23 protein-coding genes are annotated in these 22,556 nt (G+C 45.0%); 9 read left to right on the forward strand and 14 right to left on the reverse strand.

Annotated elements, in window-relative coordinates:
* Positions 1-83: 83 nt before the first annotated feature.
* The 6 genes from sufC to ACPD8L_RS10285 all read right to left on the reverse strand — a co-directional run bounded on the left by sufC (position 84) and on the right by ACPD8L_RS10285 (position 6,321).
* On the reverse strand, positions 84-836 hold the full coding sequence (gene sufC / locus ACPD8L_RS10260; RefSeq protein WP_116216773.1) for a Fe-S cluster assembly ATPase SufC: 753 nt from the start codon (positions 834-836) through the stop codon (positions 84-86).
* An 18-nt stretch (positions 837-854) separates the two neighbouring features.
* Positions 855-1,730 (reverse strand): N-acyl homoserine lactonase family protein, encoded by an 876-nt coding sequence (locus tag ACPD8L_RS10265; RefSeq protein WP_423943254.1) that lies wholly within the window; start codon positions 1,728-1,730, stop codon positions 855-857.
* 19 nt (positions 1,731-1,749) lie between these two features.
* Complete coding sequence (gene sufB / locus ACPD8L_RS10270; RefSeq protein WP_116216772.1) at positions 1,750-3,195, reverse strand: Fe-S cluster assembly protein SufB; 1,446 nt, start codon at positions 3,193-3,195, stop codon at positions 1,750-1,752.
* 44 nt (positions 3,196-3,239) lie between these two features.
* Positions 3,240-3,569: a HesB/IscA family protein gene (locus tag ACPD8L_RS10275; RefSeq protein WP_129653988.1), complete on the reverse strand. Its 330-nt coding sequence runs from the start codon at positions 3,567-3,569 to the stop codon at positions 3,240-3,242.
* Between the two features lie 118 nt (positions 3,570-3,687).
* Positions 3,688-5,034: a hypothetical protein gene (locus ACPD8L_RS10280; protein WP_423943256.1), complete on the reverse strand. Its 1,347-nt coding sequence runs from the start codon at positions 5,032-5,034 to the stop codon at positions 3,688-3,690.
* Positions 5,035-5,037: 3 nt separating this feature from the next.
* The gene (locus tag ACPD8L_RS10285; protein WP_423943258.1) at positions 5,038-6,321 is read right to left on the reverse strand and encodes a choice-of-anchor B family protein; all 1,284 of its coding nucleotides are present in this window, start codon (positions 6,319-6,321) and stop codon (positions 5,038-5,040) included.
* A 64-nt stretch (positions 6,322-6,385) separates the two neighbouring features.
* On the opposite strand from ACPD8L_RS10285, the gene thiL reads away from it, so the two are divergent.
* Positions 6,386-7,432 (forward strand): thiamine-phosphate kinase, encoded by a 1,047-nt coding sequence (gene thiL / locus ACPD8L_RS10290; protein ID WP_423943260.1) that lies wholly within the window; start codon positions 6,386-6,388, stop codon positions 7,430-7,432.
* 119 nt (positions 7,433-7,551) lie between these two features.
* Here the strand turns inward: thiL and ACPD8L_RS10295 are convergent, their stop codons facing one another.
* Positions 7,552-7,806 (reverse strand): hypothetical protein, encoded by a 255-nt coding sequence (locus tag ACPD8L_RS10295; protein ID WP_116216767.1) that lies wholly within the window; start codon positions 7,804-7,806, stop codon positions 7,552-7,554.
* 260 nt (positions 7,807-8,066) lie between these two features.
* Here ACPD8L_RS10295 and brnQ point away from each other — a divergent pair, with 260 nt between their 5' ends.
* Entirely contained in the window at positions 8,067-9,338 is a 1,272-nt protein-coding gene (brnQ, locus tag ACPD8L_RS10300) for a branched-chain amino acid transport system II carrier protein (protein WP_423943262.1), read from the forward strand.
* A gap of 15 nt (positions 9,339-9,353) precedes the next feature.
* On the opposite strand, the gene ACPD8L_RS10305 is transcribed toward brnQ, so the two are convergent.
* Positions 9,354-10,106: a phosphatase PAP2 family protein gene (locus ACPD8L_RS10305; RefSeq protein ID WP_116216765.1), complete on the reverse strand. Its 753-nt coding sequence runs from the start codon at positions 10,104-10,106 to the stop codon at positions 9,354-9,356.
* A 564-nt stretch (positions 10,107-10,670) separates the two neighbouring features.
* Here ACPD8L_RS10305 and ACPD8L_RS10310 point away from each other — a divergent pair.
* Entirely contained in the window at positions 10,671-11,252 is a 582-nt protein-coding gene (locus ACPD8L_RS10310) for a CPBP family intramembrane glutamic endopeptidase (protein WP_423943264.1), read from the forward strand.
* A 44-nt stretch (positions 11,253-11,296) separates the two neighbouring features.
* Here the strand turns inward: ACPD8L_RS10310 and ACPD8L_RS10315 are convergent, their stop codons facing one another.
* From ACPD8L_RS10315 to ACPD8L_RS10330, 4 genes are all read right to left on the reverse strand, one after another.
* Positions 11,297-12,211 (reverse strand): ketopantoate reductase family protein, encoded by a 915-nt coding sequence (locus ACPD8L_RS10315; protein ID WP_293303589.1) that lies wholly within the window; start codon positions 12,209-12,211, stop codon positions 11,297-11,299.
* Between the two features lie 35 nt (positions 12,212-12,246).
* On the reverse strand, positions 12,247-12,828 hold the full coding sequence (locus ACPD8L_RS10320; protein WP_293303590.1) for a DUF3885 domain-containing protein: 582 nt from the start codon (positions 12,826-12,828) through the stop codon (positions 12,247-12,249).
* A gap of 132 nt (positions 12,829-12,960) precedes the next feature.
* Complete coding sequence (locus ACPD8L_RS10325) at positions 12,961-13,134, reverse strand: hypothetical protein (protein WP_293303591.1); 174 nt, start codon at positions 13,132-13,134, stop codon at positions 12,961-12,963.
* 67 nt (positions 13,135-13,201) lie between these two features.
* The gene (locus tag ACPD8L_RS10330) at positions 13,202-14,494 is read right to left on the reverse strand and encodes an aminopeptidase P family protein (protein ID WP_421810465.1); all 1,293 of its coding nucleotides are present in this window, start codon (positions 14,492-14,494) and stop codon (positions 13,202-13,204) included.
* Between the two features lie 78 nt (positions 14,495-14,572).
* Here ACPD8L_RS10330 and ACPD8L_RS10335 point away from each other — a divergent pair, with 78 nt between their 5' ends.
* The 3 genes from ACPD8L_RS10335 (at position 14,573) to ACPD8L_RS10345 (ending at position 16,813) form a co-directional block, all read left to right on the forward strand.
* On the forward strand, positions 14,573-14,962 hold the full coding sequence (locus ACPD8L_RS10335; protein WP_421810464.1) for a DUF2721 domain-containing protein: 390 nt from the start codon (positions 14,573-14,575) through the stop codon (positions 14,960-14,962).
* 151 nt (positions 14,963-15,113) lie between these two features.
* Entirely contained in the window at positions 15,114-16,292 is a 1,179-nt protein-coding gene (locus ACPD8L_RS10340; RefSeq protein WP_421810463.1) for an acetyltransferase domain-containing protein, read from the forward strand.
* Positions 16,293-16,369: 77 nt separating this feature from the next.
* A complete protein-coding gene (locus ACPD8L_RS10345; protein ID WP_293303594.1) occupies positions 16,370-16,813 on the forward strand; it encodes a hypothetical protein in 444 nt (147 codons plus the stop codon).
* On the opposite strand, the gene ACPD8L_RS10350 is transcribed toward ACPD8L_RS10345, so the two are convergent.
* Together ACPD8L_RS10350 and ACPD8L_RS10355 are read right to left on the reverse strand one after the other, a co-directional pair.
* Entirely contained in the window at positions 16,793-17,752 is a 960-nt protein-coding gene (locus tag ACPD8L_RS10350) for a succinylglutamate desuccinylase/aspartoacylase family protein (protein ID WP_293303595.1), read from the reverse strand. The two genes, ACPD8L_RS10345 and ACPD8L_RS10350, sit on opposite strands and share 21 nt — an antisense overlap.
* Entirely contained in the window at positions 17,733-18,620 is an 888-nt protein-coding gene (locus ACPD8L_RS10355; RefSeq protein WP_116216759.1) for a RimK family alpha-L-glutamate ligase, read from the reverse strand. The genes ACPD8L_RS10350 and ACPD8L_RS10355 overlap by 20 nt, the downstream gene beginning before the upstream one ends.
* Before the next feature lie 223 nt (positions 18,621-18,843).
* Between ACPD8L_RS10355 and ACPD8L_RS10360 the strand changes: the two genes are divergently transcribed.
* From ACPD8L_RS10360 to ACPD8L_RS10370, 3 genes are read left to right on the forward strand one after another with little or no spacing between them, the layout of a single operon-like run.
* Positions 18,844-19,512, forward strand: coding sequence for a succinate dehydrogenase cytochrome b subunit (locus ACPD8L_RS10360; RefSeq protein ID WP_129653975.1), 669 nt, complete (start codon positions 18,844-18,846; stop codon positions 19,510-19,512).
* Between the two features lie 2 nt (positions 19,513-19,514).
* Positions 19,515-21,518, forward strand: coding sequence for a fumarate reductase/succinate dehydrogenase flavoprotein subunit (locus tag ACPD8L_RS10365; protein WP_116216757.1), 2,004 nt, complete (start codon positions 19,515-19,517; stop codon positions 21,516-21,518).
* A gap of 6 nt (positions 21,519-21,524) precedes the next feature.
* Positions 21,525-22,271 carry a succinate dehydrogenase/fumarate reductase iron-sulfur subunit gene (locus ACPD8L_RS10370; RefSeq protein ID WP_116216756.1) on the forward strand — a complete coding sequence of 249 codons (747 nt, stop codon included), beginning with the start codon at positions 21,525-21,527 and terminating at the stop codon, positions 22,269-22,271.
* The last annotated feature ends 285 nt before the right edge of the window (positions 22,272-22,556 follow it).

Genomic DNA, 22,556 nt, shown 5'->3' on the forward strand with positions numbered 1-22,556 from the left:
TCATTCCTGAGCAGGCAGGAATCTCATTAATTAAGGTCTTTTCTCAGAATGGATTCCCATTTTCATGGGAATGACATAAATTCCTATACCGTAGCTTCCTGCTTGATCCAGTCGTATCCTTTTTCTTCCAACTCCAAGGCCAATTCCTTGGTCCCGGATTTTACAATCTTACCATCGTGGAGTACATGGACGAAGTCTGGAACGATATAGTCCAACAAACGTTGATAGTGTGTAATTACAATGATCGCGTTGTCCTTGCCTCTCAATTTATTGACCCCATTGGCCACAATTCGAAGGGCATCGATATCCAATCCGGAATCGGTCTCATCCAAAATGGCCAACTTGGGTTCCATCATGGCCATTTGGAAAATTTCGTTTCTTTTCTTTTCACCACCGGAAAATCCTTCGTTCAAGGAGCGGGACAAAAACTTTCGGTCAATTTCAAGCAGTTCCGATTTTTCCCGAATCAACTTGAGCATCTGATTTGCCGGCATGTCTTCCAACCCCCTTGCCTTTCTGGACTCATTGATGGCCGTTTTTATGAAGTTGGTCACCGTTACCCCGGGAATTTCAACAGGATATTGGAACGACAGGAATATACCCTTGTGCGCCCTTTCTTCGGGGGCCAGTTCTTCCAAATCCTCACCATCCAGGGAAATGGTCCCTTTCTTGATGTCAAATTCTTCCTTTCCGGCAATTACGGAGGCCAAGGTACTCTTCCCGGAACCGTTGGGTCCCATAATGGCATGTACCTCTCCTGCGTTCACCTCAAGGTTGATCCCCTTCAGGATTTTTTTATCCTCTATGCTCGCGTGTAAATTCTTGATCTCTAGCATTCTGTTCTTCTTCAAATATTATTGTAAATAGTTGGGTGCCTGGGGCAATTTTTCAAAATCTTCCTTGGAGTGTTGTAAATATACTTTTGCCCCTTTTTCTTCGGCAAAAGCTTCAAACTCTCCCATACTTTTCTTGGTAAGGGCCACATCATAATTAAAAATGGGCACTCTTCGGAACTCCCGGTTCTCATAAAAATGGTACATATCGCCAGAAAGCATCAACGGTCCATGCTCTGGCATATCCAAGTACAACACTTGATGACCAGGGGTATGGCCCGGCATAAATTTCATTACGACACTTCCATCCCCGAACACATCGTAATCCCCATTAATTTTATTCACTTTAGTAAGGTCTTTAATGGAATTGTAGATGTCCGGATTGTTCTTTTGGTTGTCCTCACTTGTCACAAAGTCGTATTCTTTTTCCTGTACCAACCAAGTGGACCCTGCAAATACATTGGCATGGCCAATATGGTCAAAATGGGTGTGGGACAACGCAATAAAATCAATATCATCAACAGTCATGTCGATGCTGGCCAATTGGTTGGCCACAGAATCCTTTCGGGAAACAGTAAATGCTCCATCCGGTGATGTAAAGGGCTCTGGAAGACCTACCAAGCTTTCGGGAAGGCCTGCATCCCACATCAAAGTGCCTTTGGGGTGAACGATAACGTAAAAAGCATCGGCAAATTCCTTGGACTGGCCCGTATAAGTGGTATCCTGTGAAAAGAGCTCCAACATATTGGCATTTACGGTACCTCCACTAAAAGCATAGAGCTTCAGTTCTGGCTTTGCTGCCTCGGTCATGCCTACTTCGGTTTCAGCAGCTTCCTTTTTGGCCTGCTTGCATGAAAATGCGCCAACAACCAATAGTAGTATAAGTAGCTTTTTCATATTCATTTGTGTTGTTTGATTATCCAACCGATCCTTCCAAACTGATTTCCAACAATTTCTGGGCCTCCACGGCAAACTCCATGGGCAGTTTGTTCAACACCTCTTTACTAAATCCGTTTACGATCAAAGCGATGGCTTTTTCGGTGTCGATACCCCGTTGGTTGCAATAGAAAATCTGGTCCTCACCAATTTTACTGGTAGTAGCCTCATGTTCTATTTGTGCCGTCTTGTTCTTGGCCTCGATGTATGGGAAGGTATGTGCCCCACATCGATTGCCCATCAAAAGGGAATCGCATTGTGAAAAATTCCGCGCATTTTCTGCCCGGCTGTTCACCTGTACCAATCCGCGGTAGCTGTTTTGTGACTGTCCTGCAGAAATTCCTTTGGAAATAATGGTACTCTTGGTATTCTTGCCCAAGTGGATCATCTTGGTCCCGGTATCCGCTTGTTGAAAGTTATTGGTCACGGCAATGGAGTAGAATTCCCCAATGGAATTGTCCCCCTTCAACACACAGGAAGGATACTTCCAAGTCACGGCCGAGCCTGTTTCCACCTGCGTCCAAGAAATTTTGGCGTTCTTTTCGCAAAGTCCACGCTTGGTCACAAAGTTGAAAACCCCTCCCTTGCCTTCCTTGTCGCCAGGAAACCAGTTTTGAACGGTTGAATATTTTATTTCGGCATCATCCATTGCAATCAGCTCTACCACGGCCGCGTGCAATTGGTTCTCGTCACGCGAAGGCGCCGTACAACCTTCCAAATAACTCACATAACTACCCTCATCGGCAATGACCAAGGTACGCTCAAACTGGCCTGTACCTGCTTGGTTGATACGGAAGTAGGTGGAGAGTTCCATAGGACATCTCACCCCTTTTGGAATGTAGCAGAAAGATCCATCGGAGAATACCGCTGAGTTCAGCGCGGCATAAAAGTTGTCCTTCTTGGGAACGACTGTACCGATGTATTTCTTTACCAACTCAGGGTGTTCCTGGATGGCTTCGGAAATGGAACAGAAAATAATTCCCTTTTCGGCCAAGGTCTTTTTGAAGGTGGTGGCCACAGAAACGGAGTCCATTACGATATCCACAGCAACACCGGCCAATTTTTTTTGCTCGTCCACCGAAATCCCCAACTTCTTGAAGGTGTCCAGCAACTCTGGATCTACCTCATCCAAGCTGTTGTACTTGGGTTTTTTGTTGGGTGCGGAATAATAGGAAATATCCTGAAAATCGGGTTTTTTGTAGGTAACATTGGCCCATTCGGGCTCTTCCATTTCCTTCCAAGCCCTAAAAGCTTCCAAGCGCCATTCCGTCATCCAATCCGGCTCTTCCTTCTTTTTGGAAATGGCAATGACGATTTCCTCGTTCAGGCCCTTGGGCAGGGTGTCCGATTCTATATCTGTGTAGAAACCATACTCATATTCCTTGGTTTCCAGCTCTTTTTTTAATTCTTCCTCTGTATACGCCATGTTCTGTCAATAAATCAATTGGCAATGACCAATTATCAATTCAATTATAAAGAAAAACTCTCTCCACAACCACAAGTACGCTGTGCATTGGGGTTGTTAAAGACAAAGCCTTTCCCGTTGAGTCCTCCTGAATATTCCAAGGTGGTGCCCACCAGGTACAAAAAACTCTTTTTGTCCACAATGATGCGCACAGCATTGTCCTCAAAAACTTTATCGGTATCCGAAGCGGTCTTATCAAATTTCAATTCATAGGACAAACCGCTGCACCCTCCACTTTTTACGCCTACGCGCACAAAGTCGGTATTGGCATCAAAACCTTCCTCGGTCATGAGCGTCACGACTTTCTGCTTAGCTGTTTCCGAAACTTTGATCATCTTAACTGGATTTGTTCTAAATAGCCTACAAATATACTGTATCTGTAGGGTTTTACCATAGATCCTAACATTATAATAACGAATATGTCCATAGGGGTTTTCTATGGAGCCAAAAGGCTTATTTTATTTTGATGACCACAAGATCGGTCATGCCTTTGGAATCGATTCCTGAAAAGTCCACACTGGCTGCATCGCCCACCAATACCAACCCTCCATCATTGCCTTCCACTACGCTAAAACCAAAGTCCAGATTGGACCCCCCGAAGGTCTTTTGATAGATGAGATTTCCTTGGGCATCGGTCTTGATGATCCAAAGGTCATTTTCCCCTTGGTTTTCGGTAGCATCGCCATCTATGCTTTTGGAATTTCCAGCAATCACAAAACCACCCTCTTTTGTGACCGCCAAACCATTGGCGTCATCAAATTCTGTTCCGCCAAAGGTTTTCTCCCAAAGCAAATTCCCATTATCATCTATTTTGATGAGCCAGACATCGGAACCTCCATGGTTCCGGGAAATATCGGTGTCCGTGCTAAAGGTATGCCCCACTATGGCATATGCGCCATCCGGGGTCTTGACAATGTCGTTGGATACCTCTATCCCTGTTCCTCCAAAAGATCTTTCCCAGAGCAAGGTGCCATTGCCATCCACTTTTATCACCCAGAAATCATAACTGCCCTTGGTGTTGGAGATATCAAAATCATCACTTTCCGAAAACCCAGCCATGACAAATCCCCCATCATTGGCCTGGACCACCCCGTGCGCCCGATCGTTATTGGTTCCCCCAAAATAGCGTCGCCATTGTAGATTGCCATCAGCATCTATTTTTGTTCCCCAAAATTCCCCCACTCCATGTCTGGTAAGGTAGTTGTCCCCTTTTCCAGAGTTACCTTCGCCATTGGATTGGGTCACATCCAAAAATCCGGCAAAAAAGAACCCACCGTCATCGGTCTGGACCACATCGTAACAATGGTCATGCCCTGAAAAGCCAAAACTTTGTTCCCATAAAATACTCCCGTTGGCATCCAATCGTAATATCCAGTTGTCGTGAAAACCTTCATTGTTGCTCCCATCGCCATCGTCACTCATGGCATAGCCCACTATGGTATAGCCTCCATCCGTGGTCTGGATTACGGATTGCCCCCGATCATCCTTACTACCTCCGTAGGTTTTGCTCCACAGCAGATTGCCTTCGGCATCCAATTTCATCAACCAATAATCGTTTACCGCCAAGCTCTTCCCGGTCAAATCCCCATCCGTACTATTGCTGTATCCCAAAATGGCATATCCCCCATCCATGGTCTGGATGATGGAACGCCCATTATCTTCCCCAGACCCACCAAAACTTTTCATCCATTGCACCTCTCCCAAGAAAGGAGGCTCTATATTTTGATCCATGGTGTAATCATCATCCAAGCAAGACCAAAAACACAGTACAAGAAAAAAAAGTAGAATGGGTTTCTTCATGGCCTAGTTTGATTTTTGAACCACAAACAATCCAGAATTGATGTCGTTGATAAGAATCTTACCGCTTTCAAAAAAGGGATAAACACTCCACACCCCATTGAATCCGGCAGTGTTATTGGAAGGGTAGGTGTCGAAAAAGGCTTTTTCCGTAATGGTTCCAGAAACAATGGAGGCAATATCCAACACCCGCATTCCCGCCGTATAATTGGCCAAGAAAAATTCATCGCCCAACACATATCCGTTATGATCAATGGCGCCGGTCGGGCCCAAATAGGTAGTATGCAGCACTGGACTGTCCAAATCGGAAAAATCAAAAACAAGGGTTCTGGAATCGAAACCAAAATCCACCTCATCCAACTCGTCCCCCAAAATAAAATAGCGCTGGTCTTCGGTAAACCAACCTTGATGGGTATATCCGATATTGGGATAGGTCAGGGTCCCTATCTCAACGGGGTTGGCTTTATCCGTAATGTCCACAAGGGCAATTTGATTTTCATTGGCGCCGATAAAGATTTCGCGTCCCGTATAGTCCGCATCCGGTCCGTTATAGGTAACCACTTGGGCATCATGGGTGTACCCGTTGGCGCCGTAGCCCCCCACACTGCTAGGGCTTGTGGGATTTTGTATGTCTATGAAATGTACTCCCCCGTTAAAGGTATCGTTTCGGGCGGTTCCCACGGGGTAGGCAAACCCCATAGCTTCATTGATCACAATATTGTGTGCATTTCCAATTCCGGTGTATCGGGCATCGGCCGTAAAGACGACCGGAGGTTCAGTCACGTCTCGCAATCTTTTCAAATCAAAAACCTGCATGCCGTGATTACTTGCTTCGGAAACGATAAAAACAAAATCGCCATATACTTTTAGGTCCCGCCAAGAACTTGCCACGGTAGCCGTCAAGAGTTTTCCCAAATACATTGGATTTTCCGAATCGGTAATGTCCACAAATGCGGTGCCATTGTCCAACCCCACCAAAGCGTATTCATTTCCGGTGGTGGTATCGGTCCAACCCCAAATATCGTTGCCCTTGGCTGCCGCAAAAGCGCTTAAATCCATTTGGAAAAGCAGGTCGTACCCCTCACAAGGATACACATTGGCCATACCTCCCTCACAGGCAAAAAAACCACGGGTCACTGCTCCAGTCCCGATATTTGGCCCGTCATCCCCTGCTCCACCATTTTGATCGTTGTTGGGGTTTCCATCATTGGTTAAAAGTGTTCCGTTATCACTGGAACATCCCACAAAAAACAAAATCGCCAAAAGCGGTAAAATAGCTCTAATCGCCATAACATAGCAATTTTAAGTCTCTACTAAAGATACAATTTATAATTATCCTGTTTACTTTTGCCCCATGATAGAAGATAAGAATCCGCAGCGTACATCCTTGGAGGAAATGGGAGAGTTTGGGCTCATTGACCACCTTACCCAAAGTTTTAAACTAAACCAGCCTTCATCCCTAATAGGCATTGGCGATGATGCCGCCGTGCTGGATTTTTCGGATAAAAAAACGGTGGTTTCCACCGACATGTTGGTGGAGGGTGTCCATTTTGATCTGAGCTATATGCCCCTGAAGCATTTGGGGTACAAATCGGTTATTGTAAACCTATCCGATATCTACGCCATGAATGCCATGGCCACCCAGGTCACCGTTTCCATTGCCGTTTCCAATCGATTTCCTTTGGAAGCCTTGGAGGAATTCTATGAGGGCGTGGCCACAGCCTGCAAAATATACCATGTGGACCTTGTGGGCGGGGATACCACTTCTTCCAATAAGGGTATGATCATTAGTGTCACCGCATTGGGTGTAGCCGATGAAGAGGGTATTGTTTACAGAAAGGGAAGCAAAGCCAATGATCTATTGGTGGTAAGCGGCGATTTGGGAGGAGCCTACTTGGGACTGCAAGTGTTGGAGCGTGAAAAAGAAGTGTTCAAAGTCAACCCTAACAGTCAGCCCGATTTGGAGCCCTATTCCTATATTGTGGAGCGACAGTTAAAGCCCGAAGCCAGAAAGGATGTGGTGGAGCTGCTTCAAAAATTGGAAGTGAAGCCTACTTCCATGATCGATATCAGCGATGGACTTTCCTCGGAAATCCTACACTTGTGTAAACGGGGTGAAGTTGGTTGTAATCTGTTCGAAGACCAAATCCCATTGGACCCAACAGTCATCTCTACTGCCGAAGAATTTAAAATGGATAGCACCATGATTGCTTTGGGCGGGGGTGAGGACTACGAGCTATTGTTCACCATTGACCAAGGGGACTATCCAAAGATCAAGGCCAATCCCAACCTGACCGTGATCGGGCACATGACCCAAGAGAGCGAAGGGGCACATTTGGTGACCCGTGCCAAAACTAAAATTCCATTGACGGCCCAGGGCTGGAACTCCTTCAATGGATAATACAAAAAATCCCGAAAATCAAGGGTATCCACTTCATGGTCTTGGGGCACGCAACCGATAGCGTAGGTACTTACTTAAGTTTCCGGGATAAGCAATGTTTTCCCTAAAAGAAAAAAGGGTTATGCCACTTGGTGCACCACCCTACTTCTTCTTTTTCTGTACATATCTTCCAATGTGCTGTTGATTTCCTGCATTTGGGGCGTAAGGGCCGAAAGTTTGCCGCTTACATCGGTAGTGACTTGTTTTTGGCAATGGATACATTTGTATTCCTTGATGTGTTGGGTCACTTTTTTGGAAACAGTGTAGTGGTGTCCAAAAAGATTGCAGAAGAACGAGGAGAATTTGTTGCCATGTTGGGTAGAGGAAGTCTTCATAGTCGGTGTTGTTTGGTGAGCACATGCGATTTGGGGAATCGAAAAAATGCCGTAATTAGTTAACTGTAATTTTTTGTTATACGTTGAATTTTAGTTGAACGGTTTTCTTTTTGAACGAATGTTGATAACTTTTTATTTTACGGATATTTCACCAAATCGTTTTTTTCGATGAAATACACGCTAATCGACAAAAAGTCAGATTATTTCGTTGAATTGCGTTCTCGAAATATAACACATTAAGAAAATATTATCAACACTTTATGAACAAAAAAACGTTAACGATTACCGCCTTTGCCCTTTTCTCACTTTTTTTTGGTGCGGGCAACCTTATCCTACCTCCACAATTGGGATTCAATTCGGGGAATTTATGGTGGCTGGTCACCTTGGGTTTTTGCCTTTCGGCCGTGGTCATTCCCCTATTGGGTATTTTGGCCCATGCCCGTTTACAGGGTACCATGTTCGATTTTGCCAAAAAAGTATCCCCAGTATTCAGTTGGGTATACTGCTATTTGGTCTATGCCATTTCCATTGCCCTCCCTTCTCCCCGGACGGCCTCCGTTACCCATGAAATGGCTATTCAACCTTTATGGGATGCCCCTGCCTGGATCACCAGTGTTATTTACTTTGCATTGGTATACATTTTTGTGGTAAACCGATCTAAAATATTGGATTTGGTGGGCAAACTGCTCACCCCGGGCATCTTGGTCATCCTCCTATTTATTTTTGTGGTGACCACCTTTTCATTTGATTTTAATTTTGTCGCACCCAGCATAGCCCATCCGTTCAGTCATGGAATTTTGGAAGGTTACCAAACTTTTGATGCCATCGGGGCCGTTGTGGTCGGGGCTGTCATTATCATTTCCATCAATCTAAAAAACAAGGATGCATCTTTCGAATCCAAAAAAAATCTCATCCGAAAATCTGGGTTTTTAGCAGGTCTCGGGTTGTTCTTGGTTTATGCCGGACTGATTTTTACCGGGGCCGTGTTTGGAGATTCGTTTGACCCATCCATTTCTAGGACTTCCCTTTTAAGTGGTATCAGTCTACAGACATTGGGTGGCACCGCCCATTGGTTCCTCAGTCTTTTGGTGAGTCTCGCCTGTTTCACCACCGCTGTGGGCATAGTTACCGGTACTTCGGATTTTATCAAAGGGCAATTCAATGATTCCGTTTTGGCCTATCGGATTACGGCCGTCATTGGGTGTCTTTTAGGGATTCTCATGGGGCAACTCAACGTGGATTATATCATCGCCGTGGCACTTCCCGCCCTTATGCTCATTTATCCCATTACCATTGTCTTGATCGTGCTGAATGTGGTGCCTGACAAGTTTGCCGCAACTAGGGTGTTTCGTTGGGTGGTGGTCACCACCGTGATTTTTAGTGTTCCGGATTTTTTGGGAAGTGTGGGATTGGGTTCCACAATAGGGCCATACACTGAATGGTTGCCCTTGACCAACCATCAATTGGGTTGGGTGTTGCCAGCCTTAATGGCCTTTGCCATCTCCAACCTACTTCAGAAAAAAGTTGAGTAATCCCAATTCCTGTTCTCAAAACGATGCAGATAGCACCACCCCAAACGTTTCCCCGCCTTGGAAATCTATCTTGATGCCTTTAAAAAAATCATTATCCCCAAACACCATTTTTTTCACAAAGGGAGCGATTTGATAAGCCAGTTTTGTGCTTAAAATCCCAATGCCAGCTCCAGTGACCACATCGGTGAACCAATGTCGGTTGTTGTACATCCGCAGAAAGCCGGTACATGCCGCCACCATGTATCCCGATATCCCATACCAGATGGATACTTCCTTAAATTCCTGGTTCAAAAATTCGGCGGCCATAAAAGCGGTTGCCGTATGGCCCGAAGGAAATGCATTATACGCGGTTCCATCCGGTCTTTGGATTGCGGTGAGTCTCTTGAGGCCTTGCACCGTGACCCCCATGAGCACATATGCGGTGCCCAAGGCGATGGTCCTATCCTTAAAATTGTGCTTCCCCTTGACTCCAATTGCATTCAAGGCATACACGGACACCATGGGAACGTATTGACTATAGTCATCTATATATGTACTCCTGTCCCGGAGTGCATCCATCTCGCTCCTCATTTGTAGATTAAAGCGTTTAATGCCTTCACTTTCAAGACCTATAAACCCATAACTTATCAAAGCTGTGGGGATGATCAGCTTTTTGTAATTGAACTCGGAATTGATGTTTTGTTCTAGGGAATCTGGCTGTATGCGCTGTGCAAACAGATTCGGACAAAACAAACAGAACAGTACTGCCAGTTTTATAAAATCTGCCATTCTTTTTTTAATTATGCACGCCTCCAAGGCATGAAGTAGGTTAAACTTATCTGCGGCCAGAACGGGACGGTTCAAGCGTTAGAGCTTCGAAGTTCAGGGTTCCCTAGATGAGTTTGTGTGCCCAATTGACGAATGGCAGGTATGGGTTCACCAATCCCATAAAGTAATTGACGGGGACTTTCAAAAAACCACAAAAAAGAAGAAGAATCGGTTTTGTGAAGCGAGCAGAAAATTAAAGGTGAAGATGAAGTGGCGTTGTATTTATCCCTGTTTCTGGCTTCCAATATTTGATTTTGTATATGATTCATGTGGAATCCCCCTCCAATCAGATGCGATTAGAAACTCAAATTCTGTTTAGTGCACATTGTAGTGCTAACTTTTTTTAAAATAAATAAGAGTATATTGAAAGATCTTATTCTTTTTTAGCGCAGTTTGTTAGGTATTGTAGTTGTTTTTCTTCTCTCATGGTTAATTCTTTGGATCATTTCAAAAGAACACATCACTGTTCTAGGGATACTACCGACCAAGAGACGCTTGAAAGGGTTTTTTATTGGTTTGATTTCCATGGCGTTGTTTTGCACTATCAATTTACTAGGCCAGTCCTATTTTAAAGACATTGGCTATGTAAGAAACCCTGATTATGGAATTTGGGAAAGCATAAATGGAATATCGTGGGCGTTTAAGGCCGCCCTGTTTGAAGAACTTATTTTTCGAGGGGCATTATTATATCTGTTAATCAAAAGATTAGGGGTTAATTGGGCATGCATCATCAGTGCATCGGCATTTGGAATATATCATTGGTTCAGTTATCAAATGTTTGGTCGTGGTCTCATTCCAATGGCCTATGTTTTTCTATTGACCGGAGCAGGAGGTTGGATGTTGGCCTATGCCTTTGCCAAAACGAAATCATTGTATACGCCATTGGGATTGCATTTTGGATGGATCGTGGTCAGTATCGTTGTTTTTTCGGCTGGCCCATTGGGCAATTCATTATTCATTGCAGATGGTGAAGGTGTGGATTTAGGTGGATGGGAACAATTATCGTTTTTCCTTTGGCAGACATTGGTCGTGCCAGGAATTGTAACTTGGTATCTTATCAAATATACCCGTAAAACTAAACTGGAGTTCCCCAATCCCGTAGAGTGATGGACGGGGTTTTCCAAAAACCTGCAAAAAAAAGAAGAAAAACCCTATCGGTGCAGTTCGGATTTTAGCTTTACCAGCTCGCCCAATAATCGGGTTTCCTTTACCCGATCAGATAGGTTCATGGCCTGGGCCATTCGGTAAATTTCAAAGTTCAGGGTATCAATTTCCGTTTCCCTTTTGTTGTTGATGTCCTGCAAAGTGGAGATAAACTGGCCGTCGGACATTCGGCTTATGGTCAATACCTGGTCTTCCAATTCCGAAGTACCCAAATCCACTCCTTTTTTGTTTGCAATGGTCACGCATTCCGTGATTACCCGTTGCGCAATGGCCAACACTTCCTTATTCCTGTGAAAGATGCCATTATCCACCTCCAACAAGGGGCAAATGGAATTAAAAACACTGTTGGCAATGGCTTTTTTCCAGATGGTGCGCTGGATGTTCTTTTCCGCCACAAATCTGAAATTGGGGGTATCCAATAGGCCGACCACCGTTTCCAAGCTCGAAGTTTTTTGTTGAACAACCCCAATGGGTGATTCCGCAACGGGTTTGTAACTAACAGTATTGGCATCGCTATGCTGGCTGGTCATGAAAAGGACACATCGGTACAATTCGTCAAAGCCTTTCTCCAAAAAAGGTTGTTCCACTCCCAGTCCATTTTGCAACAAAACCAAGGGTGAAGTTTTGGCTTTGGATTGCAGTTTTTCGGCGAGTGCCTCATTTCCGAACGACTTGTTCGTAAGGACCACCAACCCATCCAAGGTTTTATGGTTGTCCAAGGTACTGATGCTGATATTCGCCTCAAGCTGAGCTCCATTCTTAAGCTGTAAGGTAATCTTTTGCTGATGGGGTTTGCCCTGACCTTCGCGACCGCGAATCAATTCCACTTCCTTTCCCTGATGATGGAGACAAACGGCCAACGTCTTGCCCACAGACCCAGCTCCAATGATGTATGTTTTCATAGAACTAAAGGTACCAAGATTCCTCCAGATACTTTTTAGAGTCCGTCTTCTCTATCGGAAAGCCAATCCTTGTATTTCGATTTTAATTCGTTTCTCTTTTGGGTAGTGTCCATCACAATATCGACCCCTCCATCATATGGGGCAATTATGCATTGTTTTGAAGGGCAGACAAACATTGCCCGAAACTTGTCATCCGCAATTGCCCTTAGCATCTTGTCTTGACTGTTCTTTTCCCATTTTTTTACGGTAACATATATCTCCAAATGCACTTCATCTTCATATGCTTCTGGTCGTTCCTTTTTGAGATCCACTGAAAAAACTTTTTGAAATTTATCAAACCCTTCCAACTCCTTGCTCCGATCACCCAATGACCCATACTCATACAATCCAACCGATATGAACATTTCCGTTTTCTGTCCAATGAGGTCGTTAATCAATTGGTTCTGTCTATCGAGTATAATTCCATACTCGTCTTCGTTCTCAGCATATCTTTTGGAGCTTGGCAAGCTATGGATTCTGAACCATCGGTCTTTATATTTCCACTTTAGTTCGTGATTGATGGGCAGCGCCTCTGGATATTCCCTATCCCAATATGATATAAATTCGCTTTCGGTCATCTATGTATGCTGAAATTTTTGAAGTAAGTTCAGGTATTTCTGTATCTCTACCCCGACACAATTGACAAACAGCCCATATGAGGCAATGGATTTGTGGTTTCACTTGATAGAATGTCCTTATCTAATTGAACTTCAATCAGAACCCCGCTTTTTCTTATTGTAATAATACAGGGCATAGGCAATCCCCGCCAGCACCACAAAGGGCAAATAACTACCAATGACCACGCCTATTTCATAGGCACTGTCCGGGGCTTCCTGTATTTTCTTTTCAATATCGGCTTGTTGTAAAAACAGAATCAGTTTCATAGTTGTTATTGTCATTCTGGGCAAAGTGAAGAATCCAATCATCTCGACTACGCTCGATGTGACAAGATTATGTATTCATCAACCCCTCTATTTCTTCAATCTCAATGGGGATGTTGCGCATCAAATTGAACGGTTCCCCTTTTTCCTGTATGACCACATCGTCCTCCAAACGGATGCCCATACCCTCTTTTGGAATATAGATTCCAGGTTCCACGGTAAAGACCATATTGGCCTTCATGGGGGTTTTCAATGCTCCGTAATCATGGGTGTCCAACCCTATATGGTGACTGGTGCCGTGCATGAAGTATTTTTTGTAGGCGGGCCATTTGGGGTCTTCGTTCTGCACATCGGCCTTGTCCAAAAGCCCAAGACCCAACAATTCCGAGGTCATGATTTTGCCCACCTCCTTATGGTATTCAGCCCAAAGGGTGCCGGGCACCAACATTTTGGTGGCTTCGTCCTTTACCCTGAGCACCGCGCTGTACACTGCTTTTTGACGGTCGGTGAATCTTCCATTGGCAGGTATGGTCCGGGTAAGGTCACTGGAGTAATTGGCATATTCCGCGGCCAAATCCATCAAGATCATATCCCCATCTTTCACCTGTTGGTTATTTTCCACATAGTGGAGCACATTGGCATTGGCGCCCGATGCAATGATGGGTGTATAGGCAAAGCCTTTGGAACGGTTCCGTACAAACTCATGAAGGAACTCCGCTTCTATTTCATACTCCCAAACGCCTGGTTTCACAAATCCCAAGATTCTTCGGAAGCCTTTTTCGGTGATGTCACAAGCGGTCTGCATCAATGCGATTTCCTCAGGTTCCTTTACCCCGCGAATCTGTTGTAAAATAGTATTGCTCTTGGCCCATTGATGGGCCGGAAAGTCTTGTTTACATTTTTGGATGAAACGGTCTTCCCGGGTCTGGGTCTCCACAGCCTGACGGTAATGCTCATTGGTGTTGAAATAAATGGTATCCGCTTCGGTCATCAAATCAAAAAAGACCTTGTCAAAATCCGTGAGCCAGTAGACGGTTTCAATCCCTGATACGGTAGTGGCCTGTTCCTTGGTTAGCTTGGCCCCTTCCCAAACGGCAATATGCTCGTTGGTCTCCCTTACAAAGAGGATTTCCCTGTGTTTTTTGTCCAAGGCATCCGGAAAAAGTAGCAGAATGGTTTCCTCCTGATCCGCACCGCTCAAGTAAAAAATATCCCTAGCTTGCTCAAAGGGCATGGTACTGTCCGCCCCAATCGGATAAATGTCGTTGGAATTGAACACCGCAATACTTTTGGGCTTCATCTGCGCCATAAATTTCTTGCGGTTCTTTATGAATAGGGTTTGGTCTATTGGGAAGTATTTCATGTCAAAAAATGATTTGCCCAAATGTAGGTAATTGTGTTCCCGAAGACAAATTCATACCTTCCCGTTAAAATAAAATCCATGCAGCTCAACCTAAGCATCCCGGCCCTCTTGTTTCCGGCCATTTCACTGACCATGTTGGCCTACAATGCCCGGTATTTGGCCATTGCGGCACTGATCCGACAGTTGCACAAACAGTTTGAGGAAACCTCGGCCCAACCCTTGAAACAACAAATAAACCAACTCAGAAAGCGCTTGGGCATCATCAAAAACATGCAGGCCACGGCCATTATCAGTTTTTTATTGGCCGCTGTGACCATGTTCCTCATCTATGTGGAACTGAACATTTGGGCCAATGTCATCTTTGGGGTCAGTCTGGTCTTTTTGGTCATTTCCTTGCTCTTGTCCCTGTTGGAAGTGCAGCTTTCCACCAAAGCATTGGGGATTCAGCTAAAGAGTATGGAAAAATAATCCCTAGTTCTTGAGGAAATCGCTCCTTTCTTAAAATAAAGCAATTTTCGGGTCATTTTCTTCCAAGGGTTTTGCGTAATTTGGTGATGCTAAAACGCACTTGTACAGAAGGTTATTCCTTTTGGTAAAAAACAACCATCAACACATCATCATGCAGACCAACCGAAAAAACCGAATCAAATCCATTGACATGCTCCGAGGACTTGTCATGGTCATCATGGCATTGGACCATGTCCGTGACTATTTTCATTTCGATGCCTATTTCTTTGACCCAACGGACATGTCCCAAACCAATGTCCCTTTGTTCTGGACCCGGTTTGTTACCCATTTTTGTGCACCGGTCTTTGTTTTCTTGGCCGGGACCTCAGCTTTTTTTGTAGGACAGCGCATCACTAAAAAAGCCCTGTCCACATGGTTGTTGAAACGCGGTCTTTGGTTGTTGATTGCCGAATTCACCATTATAAAGCTGGCGTGGATGTTCAAGCTGGACTATTCCACCATCCTTCTTCAAGTAATTTGGGTGTTGGGTATCAGCATGATCTTTTTGGCCGGATTCATCCATCTTCCCAAAAAGCTTATGATTGCGCTCTCCCTCATTGCGGTTTTTGGCCATAACCTGTTGGATTCCATTGCTCCGACCGACCCGGTGACTTCTGGTATATGGTCGTTATTGCATGTGTTCAATTTGGTGGATTTGGGCAGTTTCCAAGTCTTTGTGGGATACCCCATAATCCCTTGGATCTTTGTAATGCCCCTCGGATATTATTTTGGCGGGTTCTATCTACCGTCTTTTGATTCCAAACTTCGGATTAAAAGGCTTTTCCAACTTGGTGCTGGGATGGTTCTGATATTTTTTGCCCTGAGGACTTTCAACACCTATGGTGACCCTAATCTTTGGGCAAATCAAGATAGTATTGGGCTAACCATAGCCTCCTTTTTCAATGTGACCAAATATCCCCCATCCTTGCTTTACTTATTAATCACGCTTGGACCTTCACTGATCTTTTTGGGCTTGGTGGAAAATTGGCAAAACCGCTGGACCCAAAAATTGGTGGTCATTGGTCGGGTACCCATGTTTTTTTACATCGTCCATATTTATGTCATCCATATATTGGCCGTATTTGCTGCCATCTTTACCGGGTTCAGTTTTTCCGATATGGTCATCGATCTATGGGTCACCTTACAGCCTCAATTGAGGGGATATGGGTTCAGTCTGTGGGTGGTATATCTCATTTGGATTCTGCTGACCTTGGCCCTGTACCCTATTTGTAGCTGGTACAATAATTACAAGACCGACCATAGGGAAAAATGGTGGCTCAGTTACCTTTAAAAAAATTAAGCTGTTCATAAAACAGTGTCGGAATACGTCTTGGGATTGATTAATTTTACGGTCCAAGTTTTTTTGGCATGCAGAGAACCGTCAAGGACATAGACTTTTTTAAGAACATCCGTGAAATACGGGAATGCGAATTCGGGATTTTCTATTTCTTTGATGGATTGGTCATTTCTGAAATCAAGGAAGGTGTGGTCTTTAACTGGTCCATGGCCAAAAAAATTATAGACATCGCTTACGAAATCATTGGGAGGGATGAGCCCGTTGCCTACATCTCCAATCGCATTAACCCTTACTCGGTTGTCCCCACGGATTGGCTCAAATTTTATAGAAATCGACATCAGCTCAAATACTATTCCATTGTGAGCTATGACAAAGGTGGGCTGTCCAGCATTGTTTTGGAGCGACTGTTCTTCAAGGAAAAAATTCGCCAGTTTGAAAATTTGGAAAGCGCCATTGCATGGAGCCTTTCCAAAATTGAAGAGGAGAAGAAAGGCCTAACGCCCCAAATGAAATAGGGCATCACCTTGATTGACCACGGCTTGGTGGTTGATACAGATGACATAACCATCAAATGGAGCCTTGATTTTTTTGTTCTTTTTCGCGTAGGTATCCGTAACCAACCCCAAAACTTCTCCTTTTTGAATCGATTGTCCATTCGCAATCTCTGGTATGAACATTCCGGCCCTTGGTGCCCTGACCCATCGGGTATACTCCAGATGGACCGATTGCTTTTCTTCTTTTGGTTCACTCTTGGAAAACATGTTGAGGCCGTTCAATACATTTTGTATCCCCTGCATGCCAAACGCAATGGCATTTTCATCAAACCGCATGCTCTCCCCTGCTTCATACACCATGGTGGGTATGCCCATTTTAAAAGTCGTCTTCCGAAAAGACCCTGTTATCAGTTTGGAGGCAAAATGAAATGGCGCCCCGAAGGATTCCGCCAGCATCTTACTTTTGGGGTCTTCTTGGGTATAGCGTGCCTGGGGATGGTTATGGCGTTGGCTTCCCCCGGTATGTAAATCGATTCCAAAATCCACTTTCGGCAATAGCTGGGAGGCATAGGTATGGGCAATCCTGCTAGCCAAGGAACCTGTTTTGCGCCCGGGAAAACTACGGTTCACATCTTTGCCATCCGGTACATCCCTTGAAAAATGGATAAATCCAAAAATATTGAGGATAGGGACCACCATTACCGCCCCCTTTTTCACATTGAACTTCTTTTCCTGAAGCATTCGCCTTAAGGTCTCCACCCCATTGATCTCATCGCCATGCAATCCGGCTTGCACCAACACGGTTGGACCGGCCTTCTTTCCATTGAATACATGCACCGGGATATCAATGAGTGTTCCCGTAGGCAAACGGGCTATGTTCAACGCAACTGATTTTTGTTCCCCCGGAGCTATGCTCTCCCCATTTATGGTGATGGTCTTATTATCTTTTTCTACGTCCATTTTTTTCCACATATTGGATGATGTGCTTGGCCACGTTCACATTTGTGGCGGCCTCTATTCCTTTCAATCCCGGAGAGGCATTTACCTCTATCAACAAAGGTCCTTTTTTGGAACGGATAAGGTCTACTCCAGCAACTCCGAGACCCAAGTATTTGGTTGCATTGAGGGCAATATATTTTTCTTTTGGGGTCAACTGGACGGCTTCGGTTTCTGCACCACGGTGTACATTGGACCTAAAATCATCGATATTGCTGATCCGCTTCATGCTGGCCACCACTTTGTTTCCCACCACAATGATCCGAAGATCTTCGCCATGGGCCTCCTCAATATATTCCTGCAATAAAATACTCGTGTTCATATTGTAAAGGGTATCTATGATGGACTTGGCCGATTTTTTGCTCTCGGCCAGCATTACCCCCTTGCCTTGGGTGCCTTCCTGCAATTTTATGATCACCGGACCGCCACCCAAAAACTTGATCTGTTCCTCAACATTGTGGGGGTTGATGGAAAATACCGTTTCGGGAATGGGGATTCCCTTTCTGGACATGATCTGGAGGGTCCGTACCTTGTTTCGGGCCCGGGTTATGCCCAAGGACCTGGCCGTACTGAAGATGTCGTTCATCTCAAACTGCTTCACAATGGCGGCCCCATGCCGGGTAACCGTGGTGCCAATACGGGGAATAATGGCATCGAACTCATCGGTGATATCCTCCGCATCCAGATAAATTTTGGGTTTGTCCGTACCCAACTGTACCGAACATCGGGTATGATCGATCATTTCCACATAATGTCCTGCATTTTGCGCCTCCTGTGCTATTCTTCTGGTGGAATGTACGTTGAGGCTAACGGATAAAATGGCAATGTCCATGATAAAGTTTCGGTTGGTAATTATCGGTAATATCGGTCAAAAATCCCAAACTTAACATCTCAAGAAGGTTTTGAAAATAGGATCAAGCCTTATGTATTGGCCAAACCTATTTCTTCCAAGGGGCGCCCAACAGCTTAAAATCAATCTAAATAAGCTGTTTTCCAATATTGAAAGCTTGTTAAAAACTCGTCCGTGCTGTAAATTTGTCTCAAAACCAGCACTAATGAGTGGATTGATAAAATCTTCAATTGCCCGAAAAGTTGTGATGGCACTTTCGGGTCTTTTTTTGGTTGTTTTTCTTACACAACATTTTACCATTAACATTGCCTCGGTCCTAGACCCTGAAACCTTTAATGCTTGGTCCCATTTCATGGGATACAATCCATTGGTACAATTTGTTCTTCAGCCCGTTCTGATTGCGGGGGTAATCATCCATTTTGTCATGGGTTTTGCCTTGGAAATCCAGAACAAGAAAGCAAGGGGTGGCAGTTATGTGAAGTACAAGGGAAGCGCCAACGCACCATGGGTGTCCAGAAACATGATCTATTCCGGATTGGTGATCTTAGCTTTTTTGGCACTCCACTTTTATGATTTTTGGGTTCATGAAATGGCCTACAAATACATAGAGGTTTCCCCAGAGGACCCAACGCGTTATTACCATGAAACCGTAGAAAAGTTCGCTCCCTTCTGGAGGACCATCATCTACATTGTTTCATTTTTCCTTCTGGGTCTTCACCTGTGGCATGGCTTTGCCTCTTCTTTCCAGAGTATGGGATTGAACAACAAGTACTCTCCAGGTATCAAGACATTTGCAAAAATATTTTCGGTGGTCATTCCATTGGGCTTTGCTTTCATCGCCCTGTATCACCACCTTAACCCAGTAACACATTAAGTATGGGCATAATGGATTCCAAAATTCCATCTGGGCCTTTGGCCGATAAATGGACCAAACATAAGAACGATATCAATCTTGTAAATCCCGCCAACAAAAGGAACATCGATGTTATTGTGGTAGGAACAGGATTGGCTGGAGGTGCGGCAGCCGCTACCTTGGCCGAGTTGGGTTACAACGTAAAGACTTTCTGCTATCAAGATTCCCCACGTAGGGCACACTCCATTGCTGCCCAGGGAGGAATCAACGCAGCCAAAAACTATCAAGGGGATGGTGACAGTAACTATCGCCTTTTCTACGATACCATCAAAGGAGGGGACTACCGTTCCCGTGAAGCCAACGTATACCGATTGGCTGAGGTATCTGGAAACATCATTGACCAATGTGTGGCCCAAGGGGTTCCTTTTGCCCGTGAATATGGAGGGCTTTTGGACAACCGCTCCTTTGGAGGGGTATTGGTTTCAAGAACTTTTTATGCGAAAGGCCAGACTGGGCAACAGTTGCTTTTAGGGGCCTATTCGGCCATGAACCGACAAATCAATCGAGGTAAGATCCAAGCGTACAACCGCCATGAAATGATGGACTTGGTCCTAGTGGATGGCAAAGCGCGTGGTATCATCGCCCGGGATTTGGTAAGTGGTGAAATAGAACGACATAGTGCCCATGCCGTGGTTTTGGCTACCGGGGGGTATGGAAACGTGTTCTTCCTATCCACCAACGCCATGGGAAGTAACGTAATGGCGGCTTGGAGGGCACACCGAAAAGGGGCTTTCTTTGCCAATCCGTGTTTTACGCAGATTCACCCGACCTGTATTCCGGTTTCAGGGGAGCATCAATCCAAATTGACCTTGATGTCCGAATCCCTACGAAACGATGGTCGTATTTGGGTGCCCAAGAAAATGGAAGATGCCGTGGCCATCCGTGAAGGGAAATTGAAGCCTACGCAACTTGCGGAAGAAGATCGTGATTACTATTTGGAGCGACGTTATCCCGCTTTCGGTAACCTTGTGCCCCGTGATGTGGCCTCAAGAGCTGCCAAGGAGCGTTGCGATGCCGGATTTGGTGTGAACAAGACCGGAGAGGCCGTGTATTTGGATTTTGCTTCGGCCATTAAACGATATGGAAAAGAAAAAGCCTTGACCTCTGGACTTAAAAATCCAGATGAGGCCACCATCATAAAATTGGGTGAGGAAGTTATCGAAGCCAAATATGGAAACCTGTTCCAGATGTACGAAAAAATCGTGGATCAGAATCCATATAAAACCCCGATGATGATCTATCCTGCAGTACACTACACCATGGGTGGACTTTGGGTGGATTACAACCTACAGACCACCATTCCAGGTTGCTACGCAGCTGGTGAGGCCAACTTTAGCGACCACGGTGCCAACCGTTTGGGGGCTTCGGCCCTGATGCAAGGTCTGGCCGATGGATACTTTGTACTCCCTTATACCATTGGTGATTATCTGTCCGATGATATCCGTACCGGAAAAATCCCAACCGACTCCAAGGAATTCGATGAGGCCGAGAAGCAAGTTCGCGACCGTATGGAAAAATTGATGGGCGGTTCTGGAATCCATTCCGTGGATTACTATCACAAGAAGTTGGGCAAGATCATGTGGAACAAATGTGGTATGGCCCGAAACGCCAAAGAGCTGGAAGAGGCCGTCAAAGAGATTTCCGACTTGCGTAAGGATTTCTGGGAGAACGTAAAGGTTCCCGGCACCATCGACTCCAAAAACCAGGAATTGGAAAAAGCCGGACGAGTGGCCGATTTCTTGGAACTGGGGGAACTGTTTGCCAAAGATGCCCTTCACAGAAACGAATCCTGTGGTGGACATTTCCGTGAGGAATACCAAACCGAAGAAGGTGAGGCATTGCGTGACGACAAGAACTTTAAATATGTGGCCGCTTGGGAGTTTGCCGGTGAGCCCAAAGATGCCAAATTGCACAAAGAGGATTTGGTTTATGAAAACATTGAACTGAAGACACGATCCTACAAATAAGAAACTATGAAATTATATTTAAAAATATGGCGTCAAAAAGACGCGTCCTCAGCAGGAAAAATAGTGGATTATACGCTTGACGGTGTAGAAGGGGACATGTCTTTCTTGGAAATGCTGGACATCTTGAACGAGGAATTGATTTCCAAAGGTGAGGAACCGGTTGAGTTTGATCATGATTGTAGGGAGGGTATCTGCGGAACCTGTTCCTTGCAGATCAACGGCGAACCTCACGGTCCAGACCGTTTGGTGACCACTTGCCAATTGCACATGCGTAAGTTCAATGATGGGGATACCATCGTGATTGAACCATTCCGAGCCAAAGCATTTCCCGTGATCAAGGATTTGATTGTAGATCGTAGTTCTTTTGACCGTATCCAACAAGCTGGAGGGTATATCTCGGTAAACACCTCTGGAAATACCGTGGATGCCAATGCCATTCCTATCAATAAGCATGCTGCAGATGAAGCCATGGATGCCGCTACCTGCATTGGTTGTGGTGCCTGTGTGGCCGCTTGTAAAAATGCAAGTGCCATGTTGTTCACCTCTGCGAAGGTTTCCCAATTTGCGCTACTGCCCCAAGGAAGGGTCGAAGCTGTGGAACGGGTTCAGAACATGGTCCGCCAAATGGATTTGGAAGGTTTTGGAAACTGTACCAACACTGGAGCTTGTGAAGTGGAATGCCCCAAGGGGATTTCCTTGACCAACATTGCCAGAATGAACCGCGAATACCTATCAGCTACCCTAAAGGGATAAGTCATAGACATCTTATATGGAAAAGCCCCAACTCTTAAGAGTTGGGGTTTTTTGTTGCTCTGGATATTGTCAGGTCGAGCGCAGTCCAGACCATACTGATAAGGTTAAAACATTACACAGACCACTTATGTCATTTCGAAATGAGGAATGAAATGACGATTGAGAAATCTTTAATCCTTTTTGAGATTTCTCACTTCGATTTCGACTGCGCTCGACATGACATATTCGTGTCAAACCATTTTGTTGTCCACTAATCGATTCTTCCATTTGCTCAGAATGATATTT

The organism is Flagellimonas algicida (assembly GCF_049629585.1).
GTDB lineage: Bacteria > Bacteroidota > Bacteroidia > Flavobacteriales > Flavobacteriaceae > Flagellimonas.

Coding starts and splice junctions, on each gene's coding strand:
- ACPD8L_RS10310 (WP_423943264.1), top strand. CDS start 10,671: ATGGCGTTGTTTTGCACTATCAATTTACTAGGCCAGTCCTATTTTAAA.
- ACPD8L_RS10370 (WP_116216756.1), top strand. CDS start 21,525: ATGAAATTATATTTAAAAATATGGCGTCAAAAAGACGCGTCCTCAGCA.
- ACPD8L_RS10285 (WP_423943258.1), bottom strand. CDS start 6,321: ATGGCGATTAGAGCTATTTTACCGCTTTTGGCGATTTTGTTTTTTGTG.
- ACPD8L_RS10315 (WP_293303589.1), bottom strand. CDS start 12,211: ATGAAAACATACATCATTGGAGCTGGGTCTGTGGGCAAGACGTTGGCC.
- ACPD8L_RS10265 (WP_423943254.1), bottom strand. CDS start 1,730: ATGAAAAAGCTACTTATACTACTATTGGTTGTTGGCGCATTTTCATGC.
- ACPD8L_RS10275 (WP_129653988.1), bottom strand. CDS start 3,569: ATGATCAAAGTTTCGGAAACAGCTAAGCAGAAAGTCGTGACGCTCATG.
- brnQ (WP_423943262.1), top strand. CDS start 8,067: ATGAACAAAAAAACGTTAACGATTACCGCCTTTGCCCTTTTCTCACTT.
- sufC (WP_116216773.1), bottom strand. CDS start 836: ATGCTAGAGATCAAGAATTTACACGCGAGCATAGAGGATAAAAAAATC.
- ACPD8L_RS10305 (WP_116216765.1), bottom strand. CDS start 10,106: ATGGCAGATTTTATAAAACTGGCAGTACTGTTCTGTTTGTTTTGTCCG.
- ACPD8L_RS10295 (WP_116216767.1), bottom strand. CDS start 7,806: ATGAAGACTTCCTCTACCCAACATGGCAACAAATTCTCCTCGTTCTTC.
- ACPD8L_RS10365 (WP_116216757.1), top strand. CDS start 19,515: ATGGGCATAATGGATTCCAAAATTCCATCTGGGCCTTTGGCCGATAAA.
- ACPD8L_RS10280 (WP_423943256.1), bottom strand. CDS start 5,034: ATGAAGAAACCCATTCTACTTTTTTTTCTTGTACTGTGTTTTTGGTCT.
- ACPD8L_RS10360 (WP_129653975.1), top strand. CDS start 18,844: ATGAGTGGATTGATAAAATCTTCAATTGCCCGAAAAGTTGTGATGGCA.
- ACPD8L_RS10330 (WP_421810465.1), bottom strand. CDS start 14,494: ATGAAATACTTCCCAATAGACCAAACCCTATTCATAAAGAACCGCAAG.
- ACPD8L_RS10350 (WP_293303595.1), bottom strand. CDS start 17,752: ATGGACGTAGAAAAAGATAATAAGACCATCACCATAAATGGGGAGAGC.
- thiL (WP_423943260.1), top strand. CDS start 6,386: ATGATAGAAGATAAGAATCCGCAGCGTACATCCTTGGAGGAAATGGGA.
- ACPD8L_RS10355 (WP_116216759.1), bottom strand. CDS start 18,620: ATGGACATTGCCATTTTATCCGTTAGCCTCAACGTACATTCCACCAGA.
- ACPD8L_RS10340 (WP_421810463.1), top strand. CDS start 15,114: ATGCAGACCAACCGAAAAAACCGAATCAAATCCATTGACATGCTCCGA.
- ACPD8L_RS10335 (WP_421810464.1), top strand. CDS start 14,573: ATGCAGCTCAACCTAAGCATCCCGGCCCTCTTGTTTCCGGCCATTTCA.
- ACPD8L_RS10320 (WP_293303590.1), bottom strand. CDS start 12,828: ATGACCGAAAGCGAATTTATATCATATTGGGATAGGGAATATCCAGAG.
- ACPD8L_RS10345 (WP_293303594.1), top strand. CDS start 16,370: ATGCAGAGAACCGTCAAGGACATAGACTTTTTTAAGAACATCCGTGAA.
- sufB (WP_116216772.1), bottom strand. CDS start 3,195: ATGGCGTATACAGAGGAAGAATTAAAAAAAGAGCTGGAAACCAAGGAA.
- ACPD8L_RS10325 (WP_293303591.1), bottom strand. CDS start 13,134: ATGAAACTGATTCTGTTTTTACAACAAGCCGATATTGAAAAGAAAATA.